This is a genomic window from Brevundimonas sp. SS2672, assembly GCF_059579685.1.
In genome coordinates this window covers 1,611,626-1,633,399 of record NZ_CM184201.1, presented here as the reverse complement: position 1 = coordinate 1,633,399, position 21,774 = coordinate 1,611,626, and the positions used below count along the sequence as shown (strand labels likewise).

Below are 21,774 nucleotides of genomic sequence, written 5' to 3'. Positions count from 1 at the left end.
TGAGGGGGATCAGGCGGCCGGAATGTCGCCGAAGCGGCCGCTGTTGAAGTCCGTGATGGCGGTGCGGATCTCGTCCTCGCTGTTCATCACGAACGGGCCGTAGCCGACGATGGGCTCGTCGATGGGCTCTCCGGTCAGGATCAGCAGGGTCGTGTCCGCATCGGCGTTCAGGGTCACGCTGTCGCCCTGACGGTCCAGCAGCAGGGCTTCGGCGGCGCCGGCCGGCTGGTCGCCGTTGACGGTGACATGGCCTGACAGAACCACCACCATGGCTGTATGGCCTTCGGGCAGGTCCAGCGTCGTCTCGGCGTCCCGGTTCAACCGCACGTCCCACACATTGATGGGCGTGAAGGTGCTGGCCGGGCCTTTCGAGCCGTCCATCGCGCCGGCGATGATCCGGGCCGTGCCTGCGTCATCCGGCAGGGAAACGGTCGGAATGTCGGCGTTCAGGATCGACTGGTAGCCGGGACGGGTCATCTTGTCCTTGGCGGGCAGGTTGACCCACAGCTGAACCATGCGGAACGGGCCGCCGGTGCGTGAGAAGGCCGGGGAGTGGAACTCCTCGTGCAGGATGCCGCCGCCCGCCGTCATCCACTGGACGTCGCCGGGACCGATGACGCCGCCCCGGCCGGTCGAGTCGCGATGCTCGACCTCGCCGTCATAGACGATGGTCACGGTCTCGAAGCCGCGGTGCGGATGCTGGCCCACGCCGCGCCGCTCGGTCGTCGGCTCGAAGTTGTACGGACCGGCGTAGTCGAGCAGCAGGAAGGGGCTGACCTGCTTGCCGACGGCGTTGTAGGAAAACAGCGAACGGACAGGGAAGCCGTCGCCGACCCAGTGGCCGCGGTCGTTGCCGTAACGGCCCAGAACCTTCTTCATGGTCTAGTCTCCATTCGTTGGATCGGCCGCTGGAGGCAGGGCCGATCGCGTTGAAGACTTTATGGCCCTGGAACGCCGGCCTGTGCAGATTGCGAAATCGCCTCGCTGCGTCCTATCAATAGGACGATGAGAGACCTCAACGACCTCTATTACTTCGTCCAGGTGGTGGATCACGGCGGCTTCGCGCCCGCCGCGCGAGCGCTGGGCATGCAGAAGTCCAAGCTCAGTCGACGTATCGCCTTTCTGGAGGACCAACTGGGCACGCGCCTGATCCAGCGATCGTCCCGCAAATTCTCGGTTACGGAGGTCGGTCAGGAATATTACCGCCACTGTCTGGCCATGCTGGTCGAGGCCGAGGCGGCCCAGGCCGTGATCGACAATGTCGCGGCCCAGCCGCGCGGCGTCATTCGCGTCGCCTGCGTGCCGGGGCTGCTGACCTATCAGATGGGCGGGCTGATCGCGCGCTTCATGGCCGTCTATCCCGAGGTCGAGGTGCATCTGCACAGCACCAGCCGCCGGGTGGACGTCATCGGCGAGGGTTTCGACCTGGCCATCCGCGTGCGCGAGCCGCCGCTGGAGATGACGGACCTGGTTATGCGCAAGCTGGACGAGAGCGTGCACCGCCTTGTGGCTGCGCCCGATCTGATCACGCGGTTTGCGCCGCCTTCCGGCCCGGCCGACCTAGCGGGCTGGCCCAGCCTGGATTTCGGTCCGGCGCACCGCGACCACGTCTGGTCCCTGCACCACAAGGACGGCATGACCGCCTCGGTTCGCCATTCTCCGCGTCTGGTGACCGACGATCTGCACATGCTGCATGAGGCGGCGGTGCAGGGGCTGGGCGTCGCCCTGTTGCCGACCGTGGCGGTGGTGCGCGATCTGCATGACGGGCGCCTGGTCGACCTGCTGCCGGATTGGCGGCCGAAGAAGTGGATCGTCCACGCCGTCTTCCCCTCACGACGAGGCCTGCTGCCGTCGGTGCGGATGCTGCTCGATTTCCTGGCCGAAGGCTGTGCGGAACAGCAGGCGCATGGCGAAGCGGTGAGGTGAGCGGCTCAGACCGACGGCTGACGACGTCTTCAGGGAGCCGAAGTCCAGCCCTGGCGTTGCCTAGACGCTAGACCGGGCAAGGGCCGCGATGATGCTGATGAAGACGACCGAGGCGCCGTGTTCCGAGGGACTGACCTGGTCCAGCGACGACCAACCGGGTTTGACGCGGCGACGGAGCGGTCGCGGTTTCTGTTATCGTGAGCCGAACGGCCGCCTGATCCGCGCGAGAGAGGTTCTGGAGCGCATCCGCGCCCTGGCCATCCCGCCCGCCTGGGAAGAAGTTTGGATCTGCGCCGACGCCAGGGGCCATATTCAGGCGACCGGCCGCGATGCGCGAGGCCGCAAGCAATACCGATATCACCCCGATTGGACGGCCCATGCCGCCTCGCACAAGTTCGCGCGCCTTCCGGCTTTCGCGAGTCGCTTGCCGCGCCTGCATGATCGGGTTGAACAGGATCTGTCGCTGCGGGGGCCGCGCAAGGACAAGGTGCTGGCCACCGCAGTGCGTCTGCTGGAGCTCACCCTGATCCGGATAGGCAACGCCGCCTATGCCCGCCAGAACCGCAGTTTCGGTCTAACGACCCTGTGCAAGCGGCACCTGGAGGTCGACGGCTCGGTCCTGACGTTCGAGTTTCGCGGCAAGAGCGGCAAGGAACATCGGGTGAAGGTCAGCGATCGGCGCCTGGCGCGGGTGTTGCGCAGCCTGGAGGGTCTTCCGGGCCAGCATCTGTTCAAATACCGCGACGCCGAGGGGACGCTGTGTGCGATCAGTTCGGACGACGTGAACGCCTATATTCACGAAGCCATGGGCGAGCAGTTCTCCGCCAAGGATTTTCGCACCTGGGCCGCCACCGTCTCGGCTGCGCGAGCCTTTTGCGAGATGGCGCCGCCCGCCTCCCAGGCTGAGGCCCGACGCAATGTCTCGACCTGCATGAAGGCGGTGGCGGGTCTGCTGGGCAATACGCCTACGGTCTGCCGGGCCTCCTATGTCCATCCGCGCGTGATCGAACTGTATGAAGCCGGGAGCATCGCGAACCTGCTGCCGGGGCCGGACGCCCGGCGGTTCGACGCCCGGCTGGCGAAACTGCTGGATGAGGCCGCCTAGGCCCAGGCCTCCAGAACCTCGTCGCACTCCGCCGTTTCGATCTGCTGGCCGAAACGGTCGTGGTAGAGGTCGAGCAGGGCGTCGTGCGACTGATCCGAGGAACTGCACAGGGCGTCGGAGACCACCACCACCCTGAACCCAAGGTCCACGGCCCCCAGGACGGTCGCCAGCACGCACATGTCTGTTTCCGCCCCCGTCACCACCAGGGTGTCGACCTGGCCCGTCATGAGGGCCGTCGCCAGGCCGGTGTCGAGCCAGGGCGAATAGTGCGCCTTGTCCAGCACCCTGGCGGGCGGGGTGAATGCCTGAAGCTCGGGCAGCAGCTCGACGCGCTCCTCGCCGAGGTTCTCGAGCGTGATCGACGCCCATCGCTCCCAATAGCGCCGCCAGGTCCCTCGTCCGTCGCCAGGCGAGCGAGCGGGTATGAAGCGGGTGAAGCAGGTGCGCTCGGCCTTGCGCTCGCACAGGCGCACGACCACCGGCAGGACGCGGGGCATCCACGGCGTGCGCCACGCCGTGTCCTCGGCGAACAGCCTTTGCATGTCCACGCACAGATGGACCGCGTTGGCCGGGATGCGGCCGAAATGGATGCCGGAAGCCATGCCTGCGCCAAAGCTCAGGGCTGCGACTGGTTCCCGCCGATCAGGCCGCGTCCCGCGTCGCCGCCTGAGGATCGTAGTTGAGGATGGGCGCCAGCCAGCGCTCGGCCGTCTGCACGTCCCAGCCCTTGCGGGTCGCGTAGTCCTCGACCTGATCGCGGTCGATCTTGCCGACGCCGAAATAGTGGCTGCCCGGATGACCGAAGTAGAGGCCGCTGACCGAGGCCGGGGGCGACATGGCGAAGGATTCCGTCAGGCTCATCCCGGCGTTGATCCCGGCGTCCAGCAGGCGGAACAGTGTCGCCTTTTCCGTGTGGTCGGGCTGGGCCGGATAGCCGGGCGCGGGGCGGATGCCCTGATACTTCTCCTCGATCAGGTCCTGCACCGAGGTCTGTTCGTCAGGGACGTAGCCCCACAACTGGGTGCGGACTTCCTTGTGCAGCCGCTCGGCGAAGGCTTCGGCCAGACGGTCGGCCAGGGCCGTGGCCATGATGGCGGAATAGTCGTCGCCCGCCGCCTTGAACTCGGCGGCCTTTTCCAGCTCGCCGTGCCCGGCGGTGACGGCGAAGGCGCCCAGATAGTCGGCGCCGTCTTCCGCCACGAAGTCGGACAGGCACAGGTTCGGCTTGCCATTGGACTTCTTGATCTGCTGGCGCAGGCCGTGGAAGCGGGCGGCTTCGGTCGTGCGCGTTTCGTCGGTCCAGACCACCACGTCGTCGCCGCGCGCATTGGCGGGCCAGAAGCCGACGACCCCCTTGGCGGTGAACCACTTCTCCGCGACGATCCGCTTCAGCATTCCTTGCGCGTCGCGGAACAGGTCCTGCGCCGCCTCGCCGACGATCTCGTCCTCAAGGATCAGCGGATAGCGCCCGATCAGCTCCCAGCTGGCGAAGAAGGGCGTCCAGTCGATGTGGTCGGCCAGATCTTGCAGGTCCCAGGCTTCATAAGCACGCACGCCGAGGAAGGACGGCGCCCGGGCAGGGCTTTGCCCCGCGTCGGGCCGCCAGCGGTTGTCCCGGGCCTGTTCGAGGGTGGCGCGGGCCTTCACCTCCTGCCCACGGGCGTACTGCTCGCGGATGCGGACGTATTCCTCGCGGGTGGCCGCCTCGTTCTTGGCTCGGTCGGTCGGGGACAGCAGGCCAGAGACCACGCCCACGGCCCGGCTGGCGTCGATGACATAGGTGGTCGAGCCCTTGCGATAGGCCGGTTCGATCTTCACCGCCGTATGGGTGCGGCTGGTTGTGGCGCCCCCGATCAGCAGGGGGATGTCGAAGCCGCGCCGCTCCATTTCGGCGGCGACGAAGGTCATTTCGTCCAGCGACGGCGTGATCAGGCCCGACAGGCCGATGATGTCGACCTTGTGCTCGATGGCGGCGTCCAGAATCTCGGTCGGCCGGGACCATGACGCCCAGATCGACCACCTCGTAGTTGTTGCACTGAAGCACGACGCCGACGATGTTCTTGCCGATGTCGTGGACGTCGCCCTTGACCGTGGCCATCAGGATCTTGCCCGCCGCCTGCCGCTCCTGACCGGCCTTTTCGGCCTCCATGAAGGGCTCCAGGTGGGCCACGGCCTGCTTCATGACGCGGGCCGACTTCACCACCTGAGGCAGGAACATCCGGCCCGAGCCGAACAGGTCGCCGACCACGTTCATCCCGTCCATCAGGGGGCCTTCGATAACGTGCAGCGGACGTTCGGACGCCTTACGGGCCTCTTCGGTGTCCTCGACGATGTAGTCGGTGATGCCGTGGACCAGGGCGTGTTCGATGCGCTTGGCGACCGGGGCGTCGCGCCATCTCAGATCGACTTCCTTGACCGCGCCTTTTTCGCCTTTGTAGCGGGGCGCCATGTCCACCAGTCGCTCGGTGTTGGACACGTTCGTCCGCTGCGGCCGGTTCAGGATCACGTCCTCGACGGCTTCGCGCAGTTCGGCGTCGATGTCGTCATAGACGGGCAGGTCGCCGGCATTGACGATGCCCATGTCCAGACCCGCGTTGATGGCGTGATACAGGAAGACGCTGTGGATCGCCCGGCGCACCGGCTCATTGCCGCGGAAGCTGAACGAGACGTTCGACACCCCGCCCGACACGCGGGCGTGGGGCAGGGTGGCCTTGATAACCTTGACCGCCTCGATGAAGTCGACGGCGTAGTTGTCGTGTTCCTCGATCCCCGTCGCGATGGCGAAGATGTTGGGGTCGAAGATGATGTCCTCGGGCGGGAAGCCGACCTCGTTGACCAGGATGTCATAGGCGCGGGTGCAGATCTCGATCTTGCGTGCGGCGGTGTCGGCCTGGCCCACCTCGTCGAAGGCCATGACCACCACGGCGGCGCCGTAGCGCAGGCACTGGACGGCGTGGTGGCGGAAGGCGTCTTCGCCCTCCTTCATCGAGATCGAGTTGACGATCGGCTTGCCCTGAACGCACTTCAGGCCCGCCTCGATCACCTCCCATTTGGAGCTGTCGATCATGACCGGCACGCGGGCGATGTCCGGCTCGGCCGCGATCAGGTTCAGGAAGGTGCGCATGGCGACGGGGCCGTCCAGCAGGCCTTCGTCCATGTTGACGTCGATGACCTGGGCGCCCGCCTCGACCTGCTGGCGCGCGACCGACAGGGCGGCGGGATAGTCGCCTGCGATGATCAGTTTCTTGAACTTGGCTGAACCAGTGACGTTGGTCCGCTCGCCGACGTTGATGAAGACGGGTCTCAACGCAATTCTCCGCTCATCCCCGCGGAGGCGGGGACCCAGGCTTGAGCCGCGCGCGAGCGGTCAATGATCTGGATGCAGCCAAAGTACTGGGTCCCCGCCTCCGCGGGGATGAGCGGGTGGGGACGCATCACGACACCAACTCGAACGGTTCCAGGCCCGACAGGCGAAGGGCCACAGGGCGTTGCGGCACGGCTCGTGGGGTCACGCCCGCGACCTCTTCGGCGACGTGGCGGATGTGGTCGGGGGTGGTGCCGCAGCAGCCGCCGACGATGTTGACCAGACCAGACTGCGCCCATTCCTCGAGGAAGTGGGCCGTCTCGTGCGGCTGTTCGTCATACTGGCCCATGGCGTTGGGCAGACCCGCGTTGGGATAGGCGCTGACGAGGGTGTCAGCCACACGGCTCAGTTCAGCGATGTGCGGCCGCATCAGCTCGGCGCCCAGGGCGCAGTTGAAGCCGACGGCGAACGGCTTGGCGTGGCGGATCGAGTTCCAGAAGGCTTCCGCCGTCTGGCCGCTGAGGGTGCGGCCCGAGCGGTCGGTGATGGTGCCCGAGATCCACAGGGGCAGGGGCTCCAGCCCCTCATCCTCCAGGTCCTTGATCGCCTTGATCGCGGCCTTGCAGTTCAGGGTGTCGAACACCGTCTCGATCAGGAAGAGGTCGACGCCGCCGTGGTGCAGGGCGCGCGCCTGCTGCTTATAGGCCTCATAGACCTCGTCATAGGTGACGGCGCGATAGCCTGGGTCGTTGACGTCGGGGCTCAGCGACAGGGTGCGGTTGGTCGGACCGATGGCACCGGCGACGAAGCGGGGCTTGTGCGGCTCCTTTTCCGTCCAGCAGTCGGCGACCTCGCGCGCGATGCGGGCGCCTTCATAGTTCAGGTCATAGACCGCGTCTTCCAGACCGTAATCCGCCTGGGCGATGGTGGTCGAGGAGAAGGTGTTCGTCTCCGAAATGTCGGCCCCGGCGGCGTAATAGACATCGTGCAGGTCGGCGATGATGTCGGGCCGCGTCAGGATCAACAGATCATTGTTGCCCTTTTGCGGGTGGTTGTGCTGGCGGAAGCGCTCGCCGCGAAAATCTTCTTCCGTCAGCTCGCGACGCTGGATCATCACGCCCCAACTGCCGTCCAGCACCAGGATGCGCTCTTTCGCCGCCGCGTGCAGGGCGGCGATGCGTTGGGCGCGGGTCAGGGGGAAGTCATCTACGCAACAGCCTTGGTTTCACGCACGCCCAGAACCCGACAGATCGCATAGACCAGCTCGGCCCGGTTCAGGGTGTAGAAGTGGAAGTCCGAAAAGCCCTCTTCCTGAAGGCGGGCGCAGGTCTCGGCGGCGATGGAGGCGGCCAGCAGCTTGCGCGTCTCCGGGTCGTCGTCCAGCCCGTCGAAGTGGCTAGCCAGCCAGTCGGGCAGGGCCGCGCCGCACGCCGCCGTCATCCGCTTCAGACCCGCAAAGTTGGACACCGGCATGACGCCGGGGATCAGGGGAATGGTCACGCCCGCCGCCCGCACCCGGTCGCGGAAGCGCAGGAAGGCCTCGATGTCGAAGAAGAACTGCGTCACGGCGCGCGTGGCGCCTGCGTCCACCTTGGCCTTCAGCACCTCGATGTCGTGGTCGATGGAAGGGCTTTCCGGGTGCTTTTCCGGATAGGCGCCGACCGTGACCTCGAACCCGCCGATGCGGCTGAGGGCGGCGGTCAGTTCGGTGGCGTTGGCGTAGCCGTCGGCGCGCGGCGTATAGGCGCCGCCGATGCCTGCGGAGCCCGGCGGGTCGCCGCGCAGGGCGACGATGTGGTCGACGCCGATGGCCTTGTAGCCCTCGATGACCTCATCGACCTCGGCGCGGCTGGCCTCGACGCAGGTCAGGTGGGCCGCGGGACGCAGGGTGGTCTCGCTGATGATGCGCTGGACCGTGCGGTGGGTCCGCTCGCGCGTCGAGCCGCCCGCGCCGTAGGTGACGGAGACGAAGGCCGGGTTCAGCGGCTCCAGCCGCCGGATCGCCGACCACAGATTGGCCTCGGCTGCGTCCGTCTTGGGCGGGAAGAACTCGAAGGAGACGTTGACGCTGCTGCGGTTGGAACCGGCGCGCGCGACCGGGCCCAGCGGCGACAACAGCAGGGCGCGGGCTTCGGCCAATTCAGCGAGGATGCGGAGGAGGGGGCCATCAGGCAATCTTTCGGGCAGGGCTTGCGGCGCGTTCGCCGGTCCAGATGTGAACGGTCAGGCCCTCGGTGTCGGGGGGCAGGGCGATGGGCACCGAGGGCGTCAGGCCCGCCTCGGTCAGCCATTCGCGGATCTCGGCGTCCGGGAAGCCCAGACGGCGGTGCTGATGCGCCTCGCGCAGGTGCTCGAAATTGTGGGGTGCGAAATCGACGATCAGCAGCTTGCCGCCCGGCATGACCAGACGCGCGGCCTCGGCCACGGCGGCGGCGGGATCGGCTAGGTAGTGCAGCACCTGATGCACGATCACCAGATCGGCGCTTTCGTGAGGCAGGCGGGTCGAGAAGATGTCGCCGTGGCGCAGTTCGACCTTGTCCAGCCCGGCCTTGGAGACGTTGGCGCGGGCGATGTTCAGCATGTTCTGCGACAGGTCGAGGCCGACCGACATCTTCGCCTTCCTGCCGAACAGGGTCAGCATCCGGCCCGAACCGGTGCCCAGATCGACCACGCGCTCGAACGGACCGGAGCCGGCGGCGCGCTCAACCGCCGCCTCGACGGCGCTTTCGCAGACATAGAGGCTGCGCATCTGGTCCCACTGAGGCGCGATCTGTTCAAAGTAGCGGGCGGCGTCGATGGCGCGCTCCTTGCGCACCTCGTCCAGACGGCGATGGTCGGCCTCGCCCTCGCCGTCGTCCAGCAGGTCCAGCACGGTGTCGATCAGCCGCCGCGACAGGGCGTCGTGCGACAGGCGGTAGAAGACACGCGCGCCGTCGGGGAATCGCTCGATCAGACCGGCGTCGGCCATCAGCTTCAGATGGCGCGAGACACGCGGCTGGCTCTGGTCCAGAACGCGCGACAGCTCCATCACCGACAGCTCTTCCGCAGCCAGCAGGGACAGGACGCGCAGGCGGGTCGGTTCGCCGGCGGCGCGCAGGGCTTCAACAGTCTGGTCGGCGGTCAGCGTCATAGGTCGTATAAAGATATCCTTATGCGCTTATGCAAGCAAAATCTGGTCGCGCGCGTCTTCTATCCGCGTAATGCAGGCACGGATCGTTCGTTCTGCGTCTGGAATAGGGGGTGAGACCGCCCCGAGGAGCAGAGTTTCAGTCTGCGACAGGCGTCTTCAGCGGCTCGTCCGCGAAGTGGGCGGAGAGATTCTGCAGAAGCAGCATCAGCATTCCCTGCACCGCCTCGGTCGTGGCGCCGCCGGTGTGGGGCGTCAGGACGGTGTTGGGCACCCCCGACCAGCGTGCGGCCTCGGTCGGTTCCTGGGCGAAGACGTCGAGGGCCCCGCCGCCCAGACGGCCGTCCTTCAGGGCGGTGATGAGGGCATCCTCGTCCACCAGCTGCCCGCGCGCGACGTTGACCAGCAGACCCGACGGCCCGAGCGCCTCGATCACTTCGGCCGAAATCAGTCCCCGGTTGCTCTCGTCCGCCCGGCAGGCGACGACGAGGATGTCGGAACCGCGCGCCAGTTCGATCAGGCTGTCGGCGCGTGGCCACGCGGCTTCCTTGGCGCGCGGCGCCCACCAACGGATATCCATGCGCATGACCACGGCGCGGCGCGCCACCGCTTCGCCGATGTGGCCCAGGCCGACGATCCCCAGTCGCTGACCGCCCAGTGAGGTGGTGATGCTGCGTGTGGATAGGCTCCATTCGCCCGCACGGATGGTGCGGTCGCCCTCGGCGATCTGGCGGCGTGCGGCCAGGATCAGGCCGATGGCGTGGTCGGCCACGTCTTCGTGGTTTACGCCGGGCGCATGGGTGACGGGCAGGCCGCGCGAGCGGCACCACTCGACGTCGATGCCGTCGTATCCAGCCGTGAAGCAGGCGATCAGCGACAGATTGGGCAGGCGCTCGATCAGCGCCTTGTCCAGTTCGAACTCGCCCGCGACGATCAGGGCGCGGATGTCTCCGGCCGCCTCGACCGGAGGGCCTTCCCAGAAGCGATAGACATCGTAGGCGCTTTCCAGGAAAGCGCTCAGCGGGGCCAGATGCCGCTGCATGATCAGGACGGCGGGATGCTGGGTCATGAACGCAGACTATCCCGCTTTCGCCGGAGCGCCAGCCTTCTCATTCACCGCTCATCCCGGCGGACGCCGGGATCCAGTGTTTTGGCGACAGGAGCGACGTTCGGCCCTCTGGTGTCTTGGGCTCTTACTGGATCCCGGCGTCCGCCGGGATGAGCGGGAGAGGGGGCATAGAAAAACGGCCCCCCGATTGCTCGGAGGGCCGCTTGTCAATCTGTCTGCTGGATCAGCGACCGAACTTCTGGTGCTGGATGCGCTTGGGAATGATGCTGTCCGCGCCCAGGCGGCGCATCTTGTCCTGTTCATAGGCTTCGAAGTTGCCCTCGAACCATTCCACATGGCCGTCGCCTTCGAAGGCCAGGATGTGGGTGGCCAGACGGTCCAGGAACCAGCGGTCGTGGCTGATGACCACGGCGCAGCCAGCGAACTCTTCCAGCGCCTCTTCGAGGTTCTGCAGGGTTTCGATGTCCAGGTCGTTGGTCGGTTCGTCGAGCAGGATCAGGTTGCCGCCGGTGGCCAGGGTCTTGGCCAGGTGGACGCGGTTGCGCTCACCGCCCGACAGCTGGCCGACCTTCTTCTGCTGGTCGCCGCCCTTGAAGTTGAACGAGCCGACATAGGCGCGGGTGTTGATCTCGCGCTTGCCGACCATCATGACGTCGGTGCCGCCCGAGATGGCCTGCCAGATGGTGTCGTCCGGCTTCAGGTCATCGCGCGACTGGTCGACATAGGCCAGCTTGACCGTCTCGCCGACCTTGATCGTGCCGCCATCGGGCTGTTCCTGGCCGGTGATCAGCTTGAACATGGTCGACTTGCCGGCGCCGTTTGGGCCGATGACGCCGACGATGCCGTTGGGCGGCAGCTTGAAGTTCAGGTCGTCGAACAGAACCTTGTCGCCATAGGACTTCTTCAGGCCGCTCACTTCCAGCACGACGTTGCCCAGGCGGGGGCCGGGCGGGATTTGGATGGCGGCGAAGGTTTGGGCCTTGGCGGAGTTCTCCTGCTCGGCGACCATCTTCTCATAGGCGGCCAGACGGGCCTTGGACTTGGCCTGACGAGCCTTGGCGCCCGAGCGGACCCATTCCAGTTCGCGGGTAAGGGCGCGCTGGCGGGCTTCGGATTCCGACTGCTCCTGAACGACGCGCTTGGTCTTGGCTTCCAGCCACGAGGAGTAATTGCCCTCGTGCGGGTGGCCCTTGCCGCGGTCCAGCTCCAGCGTCCACTTGGTCACCTGATCCAGGAAGTAGCGGTCGTGGGTCACCAGGATGACGCAGCCGGGGAAGTTCTCGAGGTGGTGCTGCAGCCAAGCCACCGACTCGGCGTCCAGGTGGTTGGTCGGTTCGTCCATCAGCAGCATGTCGGGCTTCGACAGCAGCAGGCGGGCCAGCGCCACGCGGCGCTTTTCACCGCCGGACAGGTTGGTGACTTCCCAGTCGTCGGGCGGGCAGCGCAGGGCGCCCATGGCCTGATCGATGCGGCTGTCGATGTCCCAGACGTCGCCGGCGTCGATCTTCTCCTGGAGGGCGGTCATCTCCTCCATCAGCTCGTCGGTGTAGTTTTCACCCAGTTCGTTGGCGACTTCGTTGAAGCGGTTGACCCACTGCTTCTCTTCGCACCAGGCCTCGACGTTCTGGCGGACGTTCAGGTTCGGGTCGAGCTGCGGCTCCTGCTCCAGATAGCCGCGCTTGACGCCGTCGGCGGCGCGGGCCTCGCCCTGAAACTCGTGGTCCAGGCCGGCCATGATCTTCAGCAGGGTCGACTTACCCGAGCCGTTGACCCCGACGACGCCGATCTTGGCGTCGTTGTAGAAGCTGAGCCAGATGTTCTCGAAGACCTTCTTGCCGCCGGGATAGGCCTTGGTCAGGCCCTGCATCTGGAAGATATATTGCTGCGCCATGCGTCGCGTCGCGCCCTTGATTCAGTGCGGATGGGGAAGTTGCCGGGGGATGTAGCGATCCCGAGGGCTTTGGGCAAATCTTCGGACGCCGACGCGGCTTTTCGATGGCGGTCTTCAGCGAGCGGGAAGAACGGCTTCCAGGGCGCGGGTGAAGCCGACCGGGGCGACGGTCAGGTGATCCTCGTCGTCCAGAACGACGGAACTGATCTTCAGGCCGGGATAGCCGCGCGATTCCAGATCCCGCTGCAACGTCTGCATGTCGCCGACCATGTCGGCCTCGCTGTTGCGGCGGGTGGGGCCGGGTTTCTCGTGACCGCCCACATACATGAAGACCTGGGCCTGAAGATCGCGATGGTTGCGGGCGTAGTCGGCCTCGACCCCCATCATGTAGCCTTTGTCGTACCAGAGCGACGGACTGCCTAGGACGTAGGACTGGAACATCGCCGGGTCGCTGAACAGGATCTGCGCGCCCAGCAGGCCGCCGTAGGAATGGCCCAGCAGCATGCGGCGCGACGGATCGGCGCGGAACGTCTTCTCGATGAAAGGCAGGGCCTGGGTCTTCAGATAGGTCTGATAGGCCGCGCCGCCGCCATGCACGGCGGCGCCTGAACTGCGCGGGCCGTTGGGAGTCGGGGTGTAGTCGCGGCGGCGGCTGTCGGCGCCCTTGTCGCCCTCGGCGTAGGACAGGCCGACCAGGATGAACTCCTCCACGACCGGCCCGTCCAGATTCACACGACGGGCGATCTGGCGGATGATGGGGAAGGCGTAGTCCGCGTCGGTGACGTAGAGGGTCGGGTAGCGGCGGCCGGGGTTGGCTTCATAACCGGCGGGCAGGCTGACGAAGACCTGATAGTTCCGGCCGGACACGGGGTCGGGCACGCTCCAGACCTGGGTGCCGGTCAGCACATAGGGGGCGCCTTCGGCGGCGGCGCCTGGCTCGGAGAGCGGTGTCCCGGCGTCGGCCTTCTCGCTGCAGGCGCCGAGAAGAAGGGCGCCTGTCGTGAACATGGCGATCGCCGCCGCCGCGCTGAAAACCCGCATCCATTCCCTCCAAGCTGTGCCGTTGGCGCAGGTTTCGGGGCAAATGCGGCGAGGGAAGGGCGAGGACGTCAGGCGTAGTTGAAACTGATGGAAATGCGCTGCTCCTCGGCGCGATTGGCGGGCACCTCGTGGCGCAGCCAGCTTTCCCACATCAGCACCGTGCCGGGCGCGGGCTTCAGATAGACGAAGGGCTGTTCGGCCTCGCCGGCGTCGGCGGTCAGGCCGGGACGGGCCATCATCATGGCGAGGCGCGGGTCTTCGATCTTCAGGGAAGAGGCGCCGTCGGGCACGTGAATATAGATCGTGCCGGACAGGACCGCGTGCGGGTGGATATGGCCGGTGTGGCCGCCGCCGGGCATCAGGACGTTGACCCACAGATTGTCGAGCTGAAGCTTCTTGGCCAGGTCGAAATTCAGGGCCTTGGCGAAGGCCGCCGCCTGCTTGTCCAACAGGCGTTTCAGCGCCGCGAACTCTGGAAACCGCTGCGGCAGGTCGTTGATCGAGCCGTAGGACGTATAGCCCGGATAGTGATTGGCCCGGCACCATTCGATCCCGGCTTCGTCCTCCTCGGCCATGACCAGGCAGAGGTCGAGCAATTCCTCATGCAGTTCGGCCCAGCCGCGCGAAGAGGCGAGGGAGGCGTCGTAGACCTGGGTGGCGAAAAGGGATCGCAAGGGCATGGCGGGTGCAATAGCCCTTCTCCCACAAGGGGAGAAGGGTGAGAAAGCCGGTTCTAGAAGCCGAGATCAGCCTCGCCGCGCAGGATCGCCTCCGCTTGCTGACTATGCTTGGCCCCGGCGCGGTCATGCAGGATCAGGGGCGGCAGCAGGCGCAGCGGCGCCTTGCCGGTCTTGATCGCCTGGACCAGCACGCGCTTGGCCGGCTGATCGGCGTAGGGCTGGATCGGGCGGATGGCGAACGATCCCGCCTTGGGCGACAGCAGGCTCAATATGTCGGCCAGGCGGTCGGCGCGGTGGATGATGACGATGCGGCCTCCCTCGCGAACAGCCTTCAGCAGGAAGCCGGCCCAGGCGGTCAGGCCGTCGTCGGCCATCCAGGCGCCGAGTTTGTCTTCTGCGGGCGCGCGCAGGGCGGCGGGATCGTCGAAGAAGGGCGGGTTGCTGATCGCCCAGTCGAACGGCGGCAGGCCCAGGGCGCGAAAGCCGCGCGCCACGTCGCCGTTCACGATTGTCGTGCGCGCCTCGGCGCCGTTCAGCCCGGCGTTCTCCCGCGCCAGCGCGGCCGCGGCCGCGTCGCGCTCCAGCCCGGTCAGTTGGACGTCGGGGCGCCGGGCGGCGACCTGCATCAGCACGGCGCCCGCGCCGCAGCCGGCCTCGATCAGCCGTTCGCCGGGCCGGGCTTCGATCGCTGCGGCCAGCAAGGCGGCGTCCATGCCCGCGCGATATCCCTTGGCGGGTTGGCGCAAGCGGACGCGGCCGCCCAGAAGAGCGGATTCGGTCACCTCTGCGGCGACAGTAAGGGATGACTCGGCTTGACCCGTCATGGCGCCGCCACCATTGTGCGCCGCATCGCGTCCGGGCAAGCGGATGCGTGTGAATTTCGGGCGAGATCTCCCCCTTCGCCCCTGTGCTGAAAGAGATTTTCGTGGACGCAGCTCTCGCCGTCGCCTCCCGTCCCAAGGGCGATGTGGACGCCCTGGTTCGTCTGGCCAAGGACGACATGGCGGCGGTCGACGCCCTGATCATCGCGCGGATGCAGTCCGACGTGCCGGTGATCCCCTTGCTGGCGGAGCATCTGGTGTCGGCGGGGGGCAAACGTCTGCGCCCCCTGCTGACCGTGGCCGCCGCCCGAGCGGTGGGGCAGACCGGCCCCATCGAAGGCCCCAAGAAGCTGGCCGCCTCGGTCGAGTTCATCCACACCGCCACCCTGCTGCACGACGACATCGTCGACGGCTCGGAAATGCGCCGGGGCAAGGTCGCGGCGCACCTGATCTGGGGCGCGGCCTCGTCGGTGCTGGTTGGCGACTTCCTGTTCGCGCGCGCCTTCGAACTGATGGTCGAGACGGATTCCCTGCGCGCGCTGGGCATTCTGGCCACAGCGTCGGCCGTGATCGCCGAGGGCGAGGTGCTGCAGCTGACGCGCGCCCACGACCTGAACCTGGACCTGGACACCTATCTGCAGATCATCCGCGCCAAGACGGCCGAGCTGTTCGCCGCGGCCGCCGAATCGGGCGCGGTCGGCGCGGGTGCGACGGACGAACAGGTTGCGGCCCTGCGGGACTACGGCATGGCCCTGGGCATCGCCTTCCAGCTGGCGGACGACGCGCTGGACTATGGCGGCGCGACCGAGACCCTGGGCAAGAACGCCGGAGACGACTTCAACGAGGGCAAGGCCACCCTGCCGCTGCTGCTGGCAGTTCAGCGCACCAAGGGGACAGAAGATCTGTTCTGGGATCGTGTCATCACCAAGGGCGACCGCAAGCCTGAGGATTTCGACCGCGCCCGCGAACTGATCATCGGCAGCGGCGCTGTCGCCGCCACGCTGGACACGGCCGGCGACTACGCCGACCGAGCCAAGGCGGCCTTGCAGGTCCTGCCCGCCGGGCCGTGGCGCGCGGCGCTCGAGGCCCTGGCCGACTTCGCCGTCAGCCGGGCGACCTGATGCTGGCGGGCGTCCTGCTGGCCGGAGCGATCCTCGCCATGCAGGATGCGCCGCGTTTCACCATGCCTGCCTCGCCCGGCGACGCCCTGACCGCCGAGGTGTTTCGCCTGAACCCGGATGCGGTCGAGGCGCAGGTGAAGGCCTTGTTGGGTTCCGCCGCGGATGCGGAGGCGGATGAAGCCGACCCGGACCAGCCGCGTCCACCTCTCGACGAGATCATGATCCAGTCTTCCGGTTTGCTGAACATGGCCTATCGCCAGGGTTCGCTGCCGGTCGGGCCGGTGGTCCTCTATGCGGGCCCCGACGCGGATCACGCTCCCGACGCCGCCTGCCGCCTGACCCGCCGCCTGGACGCCGAGATAGACAACTCCGCCGAGGCGACGGAATGGTGCCTCGGGTTCGTGCTGAAGCTGGCGCCGACCCTGGTGTTGCCGCCGGCGCCGATTCATTAGGGTTCATTGGACGGCCTGTGACCCTCCCCATCGAGGGGGAGGGCTTTCAGGGCCTCTTACTTCAGGCTGGCGCAGAAGCGCTGGATGCGGGTGCAGGCCTCTTCCAGCACCGCGTCTGAGGTCGCGTAGCTGATGCGGAAATAGGGGCTCAGGCCGAAGGCCGCGCCCTGGACCACGGCCACGCCCTCGGCGTTCAGCAGTTCGGCGGTGAAGATCTCATCGTCCGCGATGACCACGCCCGACGGCGCCGTCTTGCCGATCAGACCCTCGATCGACGGATAGACGTAGAAGGCGCCTTCCGGCTTCGGACAACGGATGCCCGCCGCCTGATTCAGCATGGAGACGACCAGGTCGCGGCGCTTTTCAAAGGCTGCGGCGCGGACGGGCAGGAAGTCCTGCGGGCCGTTCAGGGCCTCGACCGCCGCCCACTGGCTGATGGACGAGGGGTTGGAGGTCGTCTGGCTGGCCACCTTGCGCATCAGATCGATCAGGGGCTTGGGGCCGCCCGCATAGCCGATGCGCCAGCCGGTCATGGCATAGGCCTTGGACACGCCGTTGACCGTCAGGGTGCGGTCGTAGAGGTCGGGCGCGACCTGGGCGATGGTGACGTAGTCGAAGCCGCCGTAGACGAGGTGCTCGTACATGTCGTCGGTCAGGATCCAGACCTGCGGATGCTTGCGCAGCACCTCGGCCAGGGCTTCGAGTTCGGCGCGGGTATAGGCGGCGCCGGTCGGGTTCGACGGCGAGTTGAGGATGATCCACTTGGTCCTGGGCGTGATGGCGGCGTCCAGAACCTCGGGACGCAGCTTGAAGCCGTCGGCTTCCTGACCGATCACAGTGACGGGCTCGCCGCCGGCCAGCAGCACCATGTCCGGGTAGGAGACCCAGTAGGGCGCGGGGACGATCACCTCGTCGCCGGGGTTCAGCGTCGCCACCAGCGCGTTGTAGATCACCGGCTTGCCGCCCGAGGCGACGTGGATCTGGTTGGTTTCGTAGGTCAGGCCGTTTTCACGGGCGAACTTGGCGACGATGGCGGCCTTCAGTTCGGGCATGCCGTCGGCGTCGGTGTATTTCGTCTCGCCGCGGTTGATGGCTTCGATGGCCGCCGCCTTGACGTTGTCCGGGGTGTCGAAGTCCGGCTCGCCGGCGCCCAGGCCGATGACGTCGCGGCCCTGACGTTTCAGCTCGCGCGCCTGGGCGGTCACGGCCAGGGTGGCCGAAGGCTTGACGCGGGCGAGGGAGGCGGACTGAAGGCTGGACATGGCTATCCTGTCTGGAGGATGTGGAGAGTGCCGGGGAGGCGAAGGCTTGATACGCAACCCCGCAGGGCCGCACAACGTTTGTGCGCGTCGCGGACGATCAAAAGGCGATTTGGGCGAAATTTATGCGGCGCGTCGTCGATTTCCTGCTGAACATGGAGGCCAGACGGTGGCGAACCCTGGCCGTCACCCTGCTGCTGCTTGCGGGAATCATCGCTCTGTTCGCCCTGGGCAAGACCCAGTTGGCGCTGGGCGCAGAGGACCGGCTGGAAGACTGGCTGGCGGGCTATCGCATCGGCCCGTGGGGCCTGGTTGCGGCGGTCGTGGTCTTCACCCTGTCCGCTTTCATCGGCGTGCCGCAGTTCCTGCTGATCGCCGCCTGCGTGGTGGCTTTCGGCCCGTGGTTCGGCTTCCTCTATAGCTGGATCGCCACTATCGCCTCGGCGGCCGTGACCTATTGGCTTGGTCGCGGACCGACCGCGCGCACGCTGGAACGCTACGGCGGCGGGACGGTGGAGCGCATCCGCCGGTTTGTCGGCCGCAACGCCTTTTCGGCCAGCTTCATCATCCGCAACGTGCCCTCGGCGCCCTTCATCGTCGTGAACATGGCGTTTGGGGCGGTGCGCGCTTCATTCCCGGCCTACCTGGCGGGATGCGCCCTGGGGGTGCTGCCCAAGACGGCGCTGGTGGCCTTCTTCGGAGGCTCATTCATGGCGGCGGTCAGCGGCGACGGCGTGTGGACCTCGGTGATCCTGGCGGCCGTCGCAGGCGTTTGGCTTGTATTGATGCTGGCGGTGCGCGAGTGGGTGAAGCGCCGCGAGGCCGCACGCAATCTGTCAGTCGATTGATCGGAGAACGACCATGCTGAAGCTCTACTATTCCCCCGGCGCCTGTGCTGTCGCCTCGCATATCGGCCTGGAAGAGGCGGGCGCGGATTATGCGATCGAGAAGATCGACCTGCGCGCCGGCCAGCAGCGGACGCCGGAGTATCTGGCGATCAACCCGGCGGGCGTGACCCCGGCGCTCCAGACCTCCGAGGGCGTGATCACCCAGAACGCCGCCATCCTGGCCTATGTCGCCCAGACGCATCCGCACGCTCAACTGGCCGACCTGGATAATCCGTTCGAATTCGCGCGACTGCAGGCTTTCAACGGCTGGCTGGCGTCCTCGCTGCACCCGGCCATCGGCAAGGCGCTGTTCTCCAAGCCGCCGCTCGAAGGCGAGGCCAGGGACGAGGCCGTCAAGGTCGCGTTGGAGAAGTACGAGCTGGCCGAGAATCATCTGCTGGCCGGTCCCTGGGTCATGGGCGAAGATCATTCGATGGCGGACGGTTATCTGATGGTTTTCACCCGCTGGGCGCGCCAGGCGGGCCTGTTGGACAAGACCCGTTTCCCGAAGCTCAACGCTCATCTGGACCTTGTTCAGTCGCGCCCGGCCGTGCAGCGCGTGCTCCATGCCGAGGGTATTCCGGCCGTCTGATCCGAACGCCCCGCAAGCGGGGCTGGAAAGCTTGACCGGCAAGGCTTTCAAGCCTTGCCGTGACAAGCCTGTGATCGAGAAGTCATAGGCGCTTGCAATCCCTGCGGCATGAGGGCAAACGGGCCTGTAGTCGGCTCGGCGAAGACGGTCAGGACAGCTTTGCGGTCAGCGTGAAGCGGGGGTAGGGCGTCGCCACAGCGGACGAATGAAATTCACGCCCTTGCAGGCCCGAACTAAAGCGGTAACCGACGCCCATGCTTTCACCCCTCTTCGGCATGATTTCCAATGACATCGCAATGGATCTGGGGACGGCCAACACCTTGATCTACATGCGCGGCAAGGGGATCGTCCTGAACGAGCCGTCGGTCGTCGCCCTGCGCAACGTCGGCGGCCGCAAGATCGTCCACGCCGTCGGCCTGGAAGCCAAGCAGATGCTGGGCCGCACCCCCGGCCACATGGAAGCCATCCGCCCGATGCGCGACGGGGTCATCGCCGACTTCGAAGTCGCCGAAGAGATGATCAAGCACTTCATCCGCAAGGTTCATAACCGCAAGGGCTTCGTGAACCCGAAGATGATCGTCTGCGTCCCGTCGGGCGCCACGGCCGTCGAACGCCGCGCCATCAACGATTCCTGCCTGAACGCCTCGGCTCGCCGTGTCGGCCTGATCGACGAGCCGATGGCCGCCGCGATCGGCGCCGGCCTGCCGATCCATGAGCCGACCGGTTCGATGGTCGTCGACATCGGCGGCGGCACGACCGAAGTCGCCGTGCTGTCGCTGTCCGGCATCGTTTATTCGCGTTCGGTCCGCGTCGGCGGCGACATGATGGACGACGCCCTGATCGCCTATATGCGCCGCAACCATAACCTGCTGATCGGCGAGACGACCGCCGAGCGCATCAAGAAGGACATCGGCACCGCCCGCGTCCCGGCCGACGGCGAAGGCCTGTCGATCGAGGTCAAGGGCCGCGACCTGATGCAGGGCGTGCCGCGCGAAGTGAAGATGAGCGAACGTCAGGCGGCGGAAGCCCTGGCCGAGCCGGTCTCGCAGATCGTGGAGGCCGTGAAGGTCGCCCTGGAGGCCACGCCGCCGGAACTGGCCGCCGACATCGCCGACAAGGGCATCATGCTGACGGGAGGCGGCGCCCTGCTGCGCGGCCTGGACGCCGAGATCCGCGACCACACGGGCCTGCCGGTGCAGGTGGCGGACGACCCGCTGTCCTGCGTCGCCATCGGCTGCGGCAAGGTGCTGGAGCACCCGTCGTGGATGAAGGGCGTGCTCGAGTCGTCGCTCTGAGGCTGATCGGCCTGTCGTCGGCGCCGCAATCCTGAAGAGGGGGCGGTTTCAGCGACAGGCCCGCACCGTCGGCGGGCCTCGGTCTGCCGATTTCTAAGCTCTAGCAGGAAGGCTGGCCGTGGCGTTTCGCGACGGACCGTTCGAGAATCTGAAGGTGCCGCTGGCCTGGACGGCCGCGGTCATGGTCGTCGGCGGCATCGTCGCTGCGATCATGCTTCTGCTCGCCGATCGACCACAGCCGGGCGCGGATGACCTTCAGCCGGCGCAGGCCGCGTTTGACACCGCCGCAGGAACCACGGGCGGCGTCCTCGCCGCTCCGGTGCGCTGGACCGGCGACGCCGTCGATTACGTCAAAGGCTATTTCTTCGCCGTGTCGGAGAACCGTCGCCTGCGTCGCGAACTGGCGGAGATGAGCGCCTGGCGGGACGACGCCATGGCGCTGAAGAATCTGAACGCACGCTACGAACAACTTTTAGGCCTTCAGACCGAGCCGCCCATCGCCATGACGGCCGGCCGCGCCATCACCGACGTGCGCGGTCCGTTCGCCCGGTCGCGCCTGCTGAACGTCGGCACCGGCAAAGGCGTGCGTGTCGGCAATCCGGTGCTGAGCGAGCACGGCGTCGTCGGCCGCATCTCGGGCGTTTCCGGCGTGCACAGCCGCATGGTGTTGCTGACCGACGTGGCCTCGCGCATTCCGGTCATGGTCGAGCGCACGGACGCCCGCGCCATGCTGACCGGCGACGGCAGCCGCAGCCCGCGCCTGGACTATGTGCGGGGCCAGGGGGCGGTGCAGGACGGCGATCGCATCCTGACTTCAGGCGACGGCGGCGGCTTCCCGCGCGGCCTGCCGGTCGGCGTGGTGGCGAAGGGGGTCGACGGCTCCTGGCGGGTCAAGCTCTACAGCGACCGCACGGCCATCGACTATGTGCGGGTGCTGCTGTTCCAGGACTTTGGCCAACTGGCCGACCAGAACGCCCTCAACGCCGCGCCCCTGGCCAGCCTGAACACGGCGCCGCCGCCGAATGCAGCGCAGGCGGCTGCGATCCAGGACGTGGCTGTTCGCCGCGCCGCCGCCGCCCGCGCCGCCGCTGAACGCGTCCGCGCCGCCAACGCCGCTCCGCCGCCTGCGCCGGTCGCGTCGCCGCCTCAACCCACGACGCCGGCGCCGACCGCGCCCGACGGAGGCCGCGAGTGAGACGGACGA

19 protein-coding genes and 1 pseudogene are annotated in these 21,774 nt (G+C 67.1%); 8 read left to right on the top strand and 12 right to left on the bottom strand.

From position 1 onward, the window contains the following. Window positions 1–9: 9 nt before the first annotated feature. Window positions 10–879, bottom strand: a complete 870-nt coding sequence (locus AC52GN_RS08315) for a pirin family protein (protein WP_496528753.1) — start codon at window positions 877–879, stop codon at window positions 10–12. 126 nt (window positions 880–1,005) lie between these two features. On the opposite strand from AC52GN_RS08315, the gene AC52GN_RS08310 reads away from it, so the two are divergent. Continuing rightward, window positions 1,006–1,926, top strand: a complete 921-nt coding sequence (locus AC52GN_RS08310) for a LysR substrate-binding domain-containing protein (RefSeq protein WP_452111774.1) — start codon at window positions 1,006–1,008, stop codon at window positions 1,924–1,926. Window positions 1,927–2,023: 97 nt separating this feature from the next. Then, entirely contained in the window at window positions 2,024–3,031 is a 1,008-nt protein-coding gene (locus AC52GN_RS08305; protein WP_496528752.1) for a DNA topoisomerase IB, read from the top strand. On the opposite strand, the gene AC52GN_RS08300 is transcribed toward AC52GN_RS08305, so the two are convergent. From AC52GN_RS08300 to AC52GN_RS08255, 10 genes and pseudogenes are all read right to left on the bottom strand, one after another. Further along, on the bottom strand, window positions 3,028–3,633 hold the full coding sequence (locus tag AC52GN_RS08300) for a cysteine hydrolase family protein (RefSeq protein ID WP_338578546.1): 606 nt from the start codon (window positions 3,631–3,633) through the stop codon (window positions 3,028–3,030). The two genes, AC52GN_RS08305 and AC52GN_RS08300, sit on opposite strands and share 4 nt — an antisense overlap. A gap of 40 nt (window positions 3,634–3,673) precedes the next feature. Beyond that, window positions 3,674–6,338 (bottom strand): annotated as a pseudogene (gene metH / locus AC52GN_RS08295) (methionine synthase). Window positions 6,339–6,465: 127 nt separating this feature from the next. After that, window positions 6,466–7,530: a homocysteine S-methyltransferase family protein gene (locus AC52GN_RS08290; protein ID WP_496528789.1), complete on the bottom strand. Its 1,065-nt coding sequence runs from the start codon at window positions 7,528–7,530 to the stop codon at window positions 6,466–6,468. 11 nt (window positions 7,531–7,541) lie between these two features. Next, on the bottom strand, window positions 7,542–8,474 hold the full coding sequence (metF, locus tag AC52GN_RS08285; protein ID WP_496528751.1) for a methylenetetrahydrofolate reductase [NAD(P)H]: 933 nt from the start codon (window positions 8,472–8,474) through the stop codon (window positions 7,542–7,544). A gap of 28 nt (window positions 8,475–8,502) precedes the next feature. After that, window positions 8,503–9,465 carry an ArsR/SmtB family transcription factor gene (locus AC52GN_RS08280; RefSeq protein WP_496528750.1) on the bottom strand — a complete coding sequence of 321 codons (963 nt, stop codon included), beginning with the start codon at window positions 9,463–9,465 and terminating at the stop codon, window positions 8,503–8,505. Between the two features lie 136 nt (window positions 9,466–9,601). After that, complete coding sequence (locus AC52GN_RS08275) at window positions 9,602–10,531, bottom strand: 2-hydroxyacid dehydrogenase (RefSeq protein WP_496528749.1); 930 nt, start codon at window positions 10,529–10,531, stop codon at window positions 9,602–9,604. Window positions 10,532–10,754: 223 nt separating this feature from the next. Further along, window positions 10,755–12,422 (bottom strand): energy-dependent translational throttle protein EttA, encoded by a 1,668-nt coding sequence (gene ettA / locus AC52GN_RS08270; RefSeq protein WP_291774745.1) that lies wholly within the window; start codon window positions 12,420–12,422, stop codon window positions 10,755–10,757. Window positions 12,423–12,536: 114 nt separating this feature from the next. Next, entirely contained in the window at window positions 12,537–13,463 is a 927-nt protein-coding gene (locus AC52GN_RS08265) for an alpha/beta hydrolase (RefSeq protein ID WP_496528748.1), read from the bottom strand. Between the two features lie 68 nt (window positions 13,464–13,531). Next, window positions 13,532–14,143, bottom strand: coding sequence for a TIGR02466 family protein (locus AC52GN_RS08260; RefSeq protein WP_346486697.1), 612 nt, complete (start codon window positions 14,141–14,143; stop codon window positions 13,532–13,534). A 53-nt stretch (window positions 14,144–14,196) separates the two neighbouring features. Beyond that, window positions 14,197–14,967 carry a tRNA1(Val) (adenine(37)-N6)-methyltransferase gene (locus AC52GN_RS08255; RefSeq protein ID WP_496528747.1) on the bottom strand — a complete coding sequence of 257 codons (771 nt, stop codon included), beginning with the start codon at window positions 14,965–14,967 and terminating at the stop codon, window positions 14,197–14,199. Window positions 14,968–15,110: 143 nt separating this feature from the next. On the opposite strand from AC52GN_RS08255, the gene AC52GN_RS08250 reads away from it, so the two are divergent. Both AC52GN_RS08250 and AC52GN_RS08245 read left to right on the top strand, forming a co-directional pair. Further along, window positions 15,111–16,085: a polyprenyl synthetase family protein gene (locus tag AC52GN_RS08250; protein ID WP_312220467.1), complete on the top strand. Its 975-nt coding sequence runs from the start codon at window positions 15,111–15,113 to the stop codon at window positions 16,083–16,085. Further along, entirely contained in the window at window positions 16,085–16,537 is a 453-nt protein-coding gene (locus AC52GN_RS08245) for a hypothetical protein (RefSeq protein WP_496528746.1), read from the top strand. Before AC52GN_RS08250 ends, AC52GN_RS08245 begins: the two co-directional genes overlap by 1 nt. A 56-nt stretch (window positions 16,538–16,593) precedes the next feature. Here AC52GN_RS08245 and AC52GN_RS08240 read toward each other — a convergent pair whose 3' ends face one another. Continuing rightward, entirely contained in the window at window positions 16,594–17,799 is a 1,206-nt protein-coding gene (locus AC52GN_RS08240) for a pyridoxal phosphate-dependent aminotransferase (protein ID WP_496528745.1), read from the bottom strand. A gap of 122 nt (window positions 17,800–17,921) precedes the next feature. On the opposite strand from AC52GN_RS08240, the gene AC52GN_RS08235 reads away from it, so the two are divergent. The 4 genes from AC52GN_RS08235 to mreC all read left to right on the top strand — a co-directional run bounded on the left by AC52GN_RS08235 (window position 17,922) and on the right by mreC (window position 21,765). After that, window positions 17,922–18,644, top strand: coding sequence for a TVP38/TMEM64 family protein (locus AC52GN_RS08235; RefSeq protein ID WP_496528744.1), 723 nt, complete (start codon window positions 17,922–17,924; stop codon window positions 18,642–18,644). 13 nt (window positions 18,645–18,657) lie between these two features. Next, window positions 18,658–19,275 (top strand): glutathione S-transferase family protein, encoded by a 618-nt coding sequence (locus AC52GN_RS08230; RefSeq protein ID WP_496528743.1) that lies wholly within the window; start codon window positions 18,658–18,660, stop codon window positions 19,273–19,275. Between the two features lie 254 nt (window positions 19,276–19,529). Further along, window positions 19,530–20,570 carry a rod shape-determining protein gene (locus AC52GN_RS08225; RefSeq protein ID WP_291774770.1) on the top strand — a complete coding sequence of 347 codons (1,041 nt, stop codon included), beginning with the start codon at window positions 19,530–19,532 and terminating at the stop codon, window positions 20,568–20,570. A gap of 118 nt (window positions 20,571–20,688) precedes the next feature. After that, window positions 20,689–21,765, top strand: a complete 1,077-nt coding sequence (gene mreC, locus AC52GN_RS08220; protein WP_496528742.1) for a rod shape-determining protein MreC — start codon at window positions 20,689–20,691, stop codon at window positions 21,763–21,765. Window positions 21,766–21,774 lie beyond the last annotated feature (9 nt).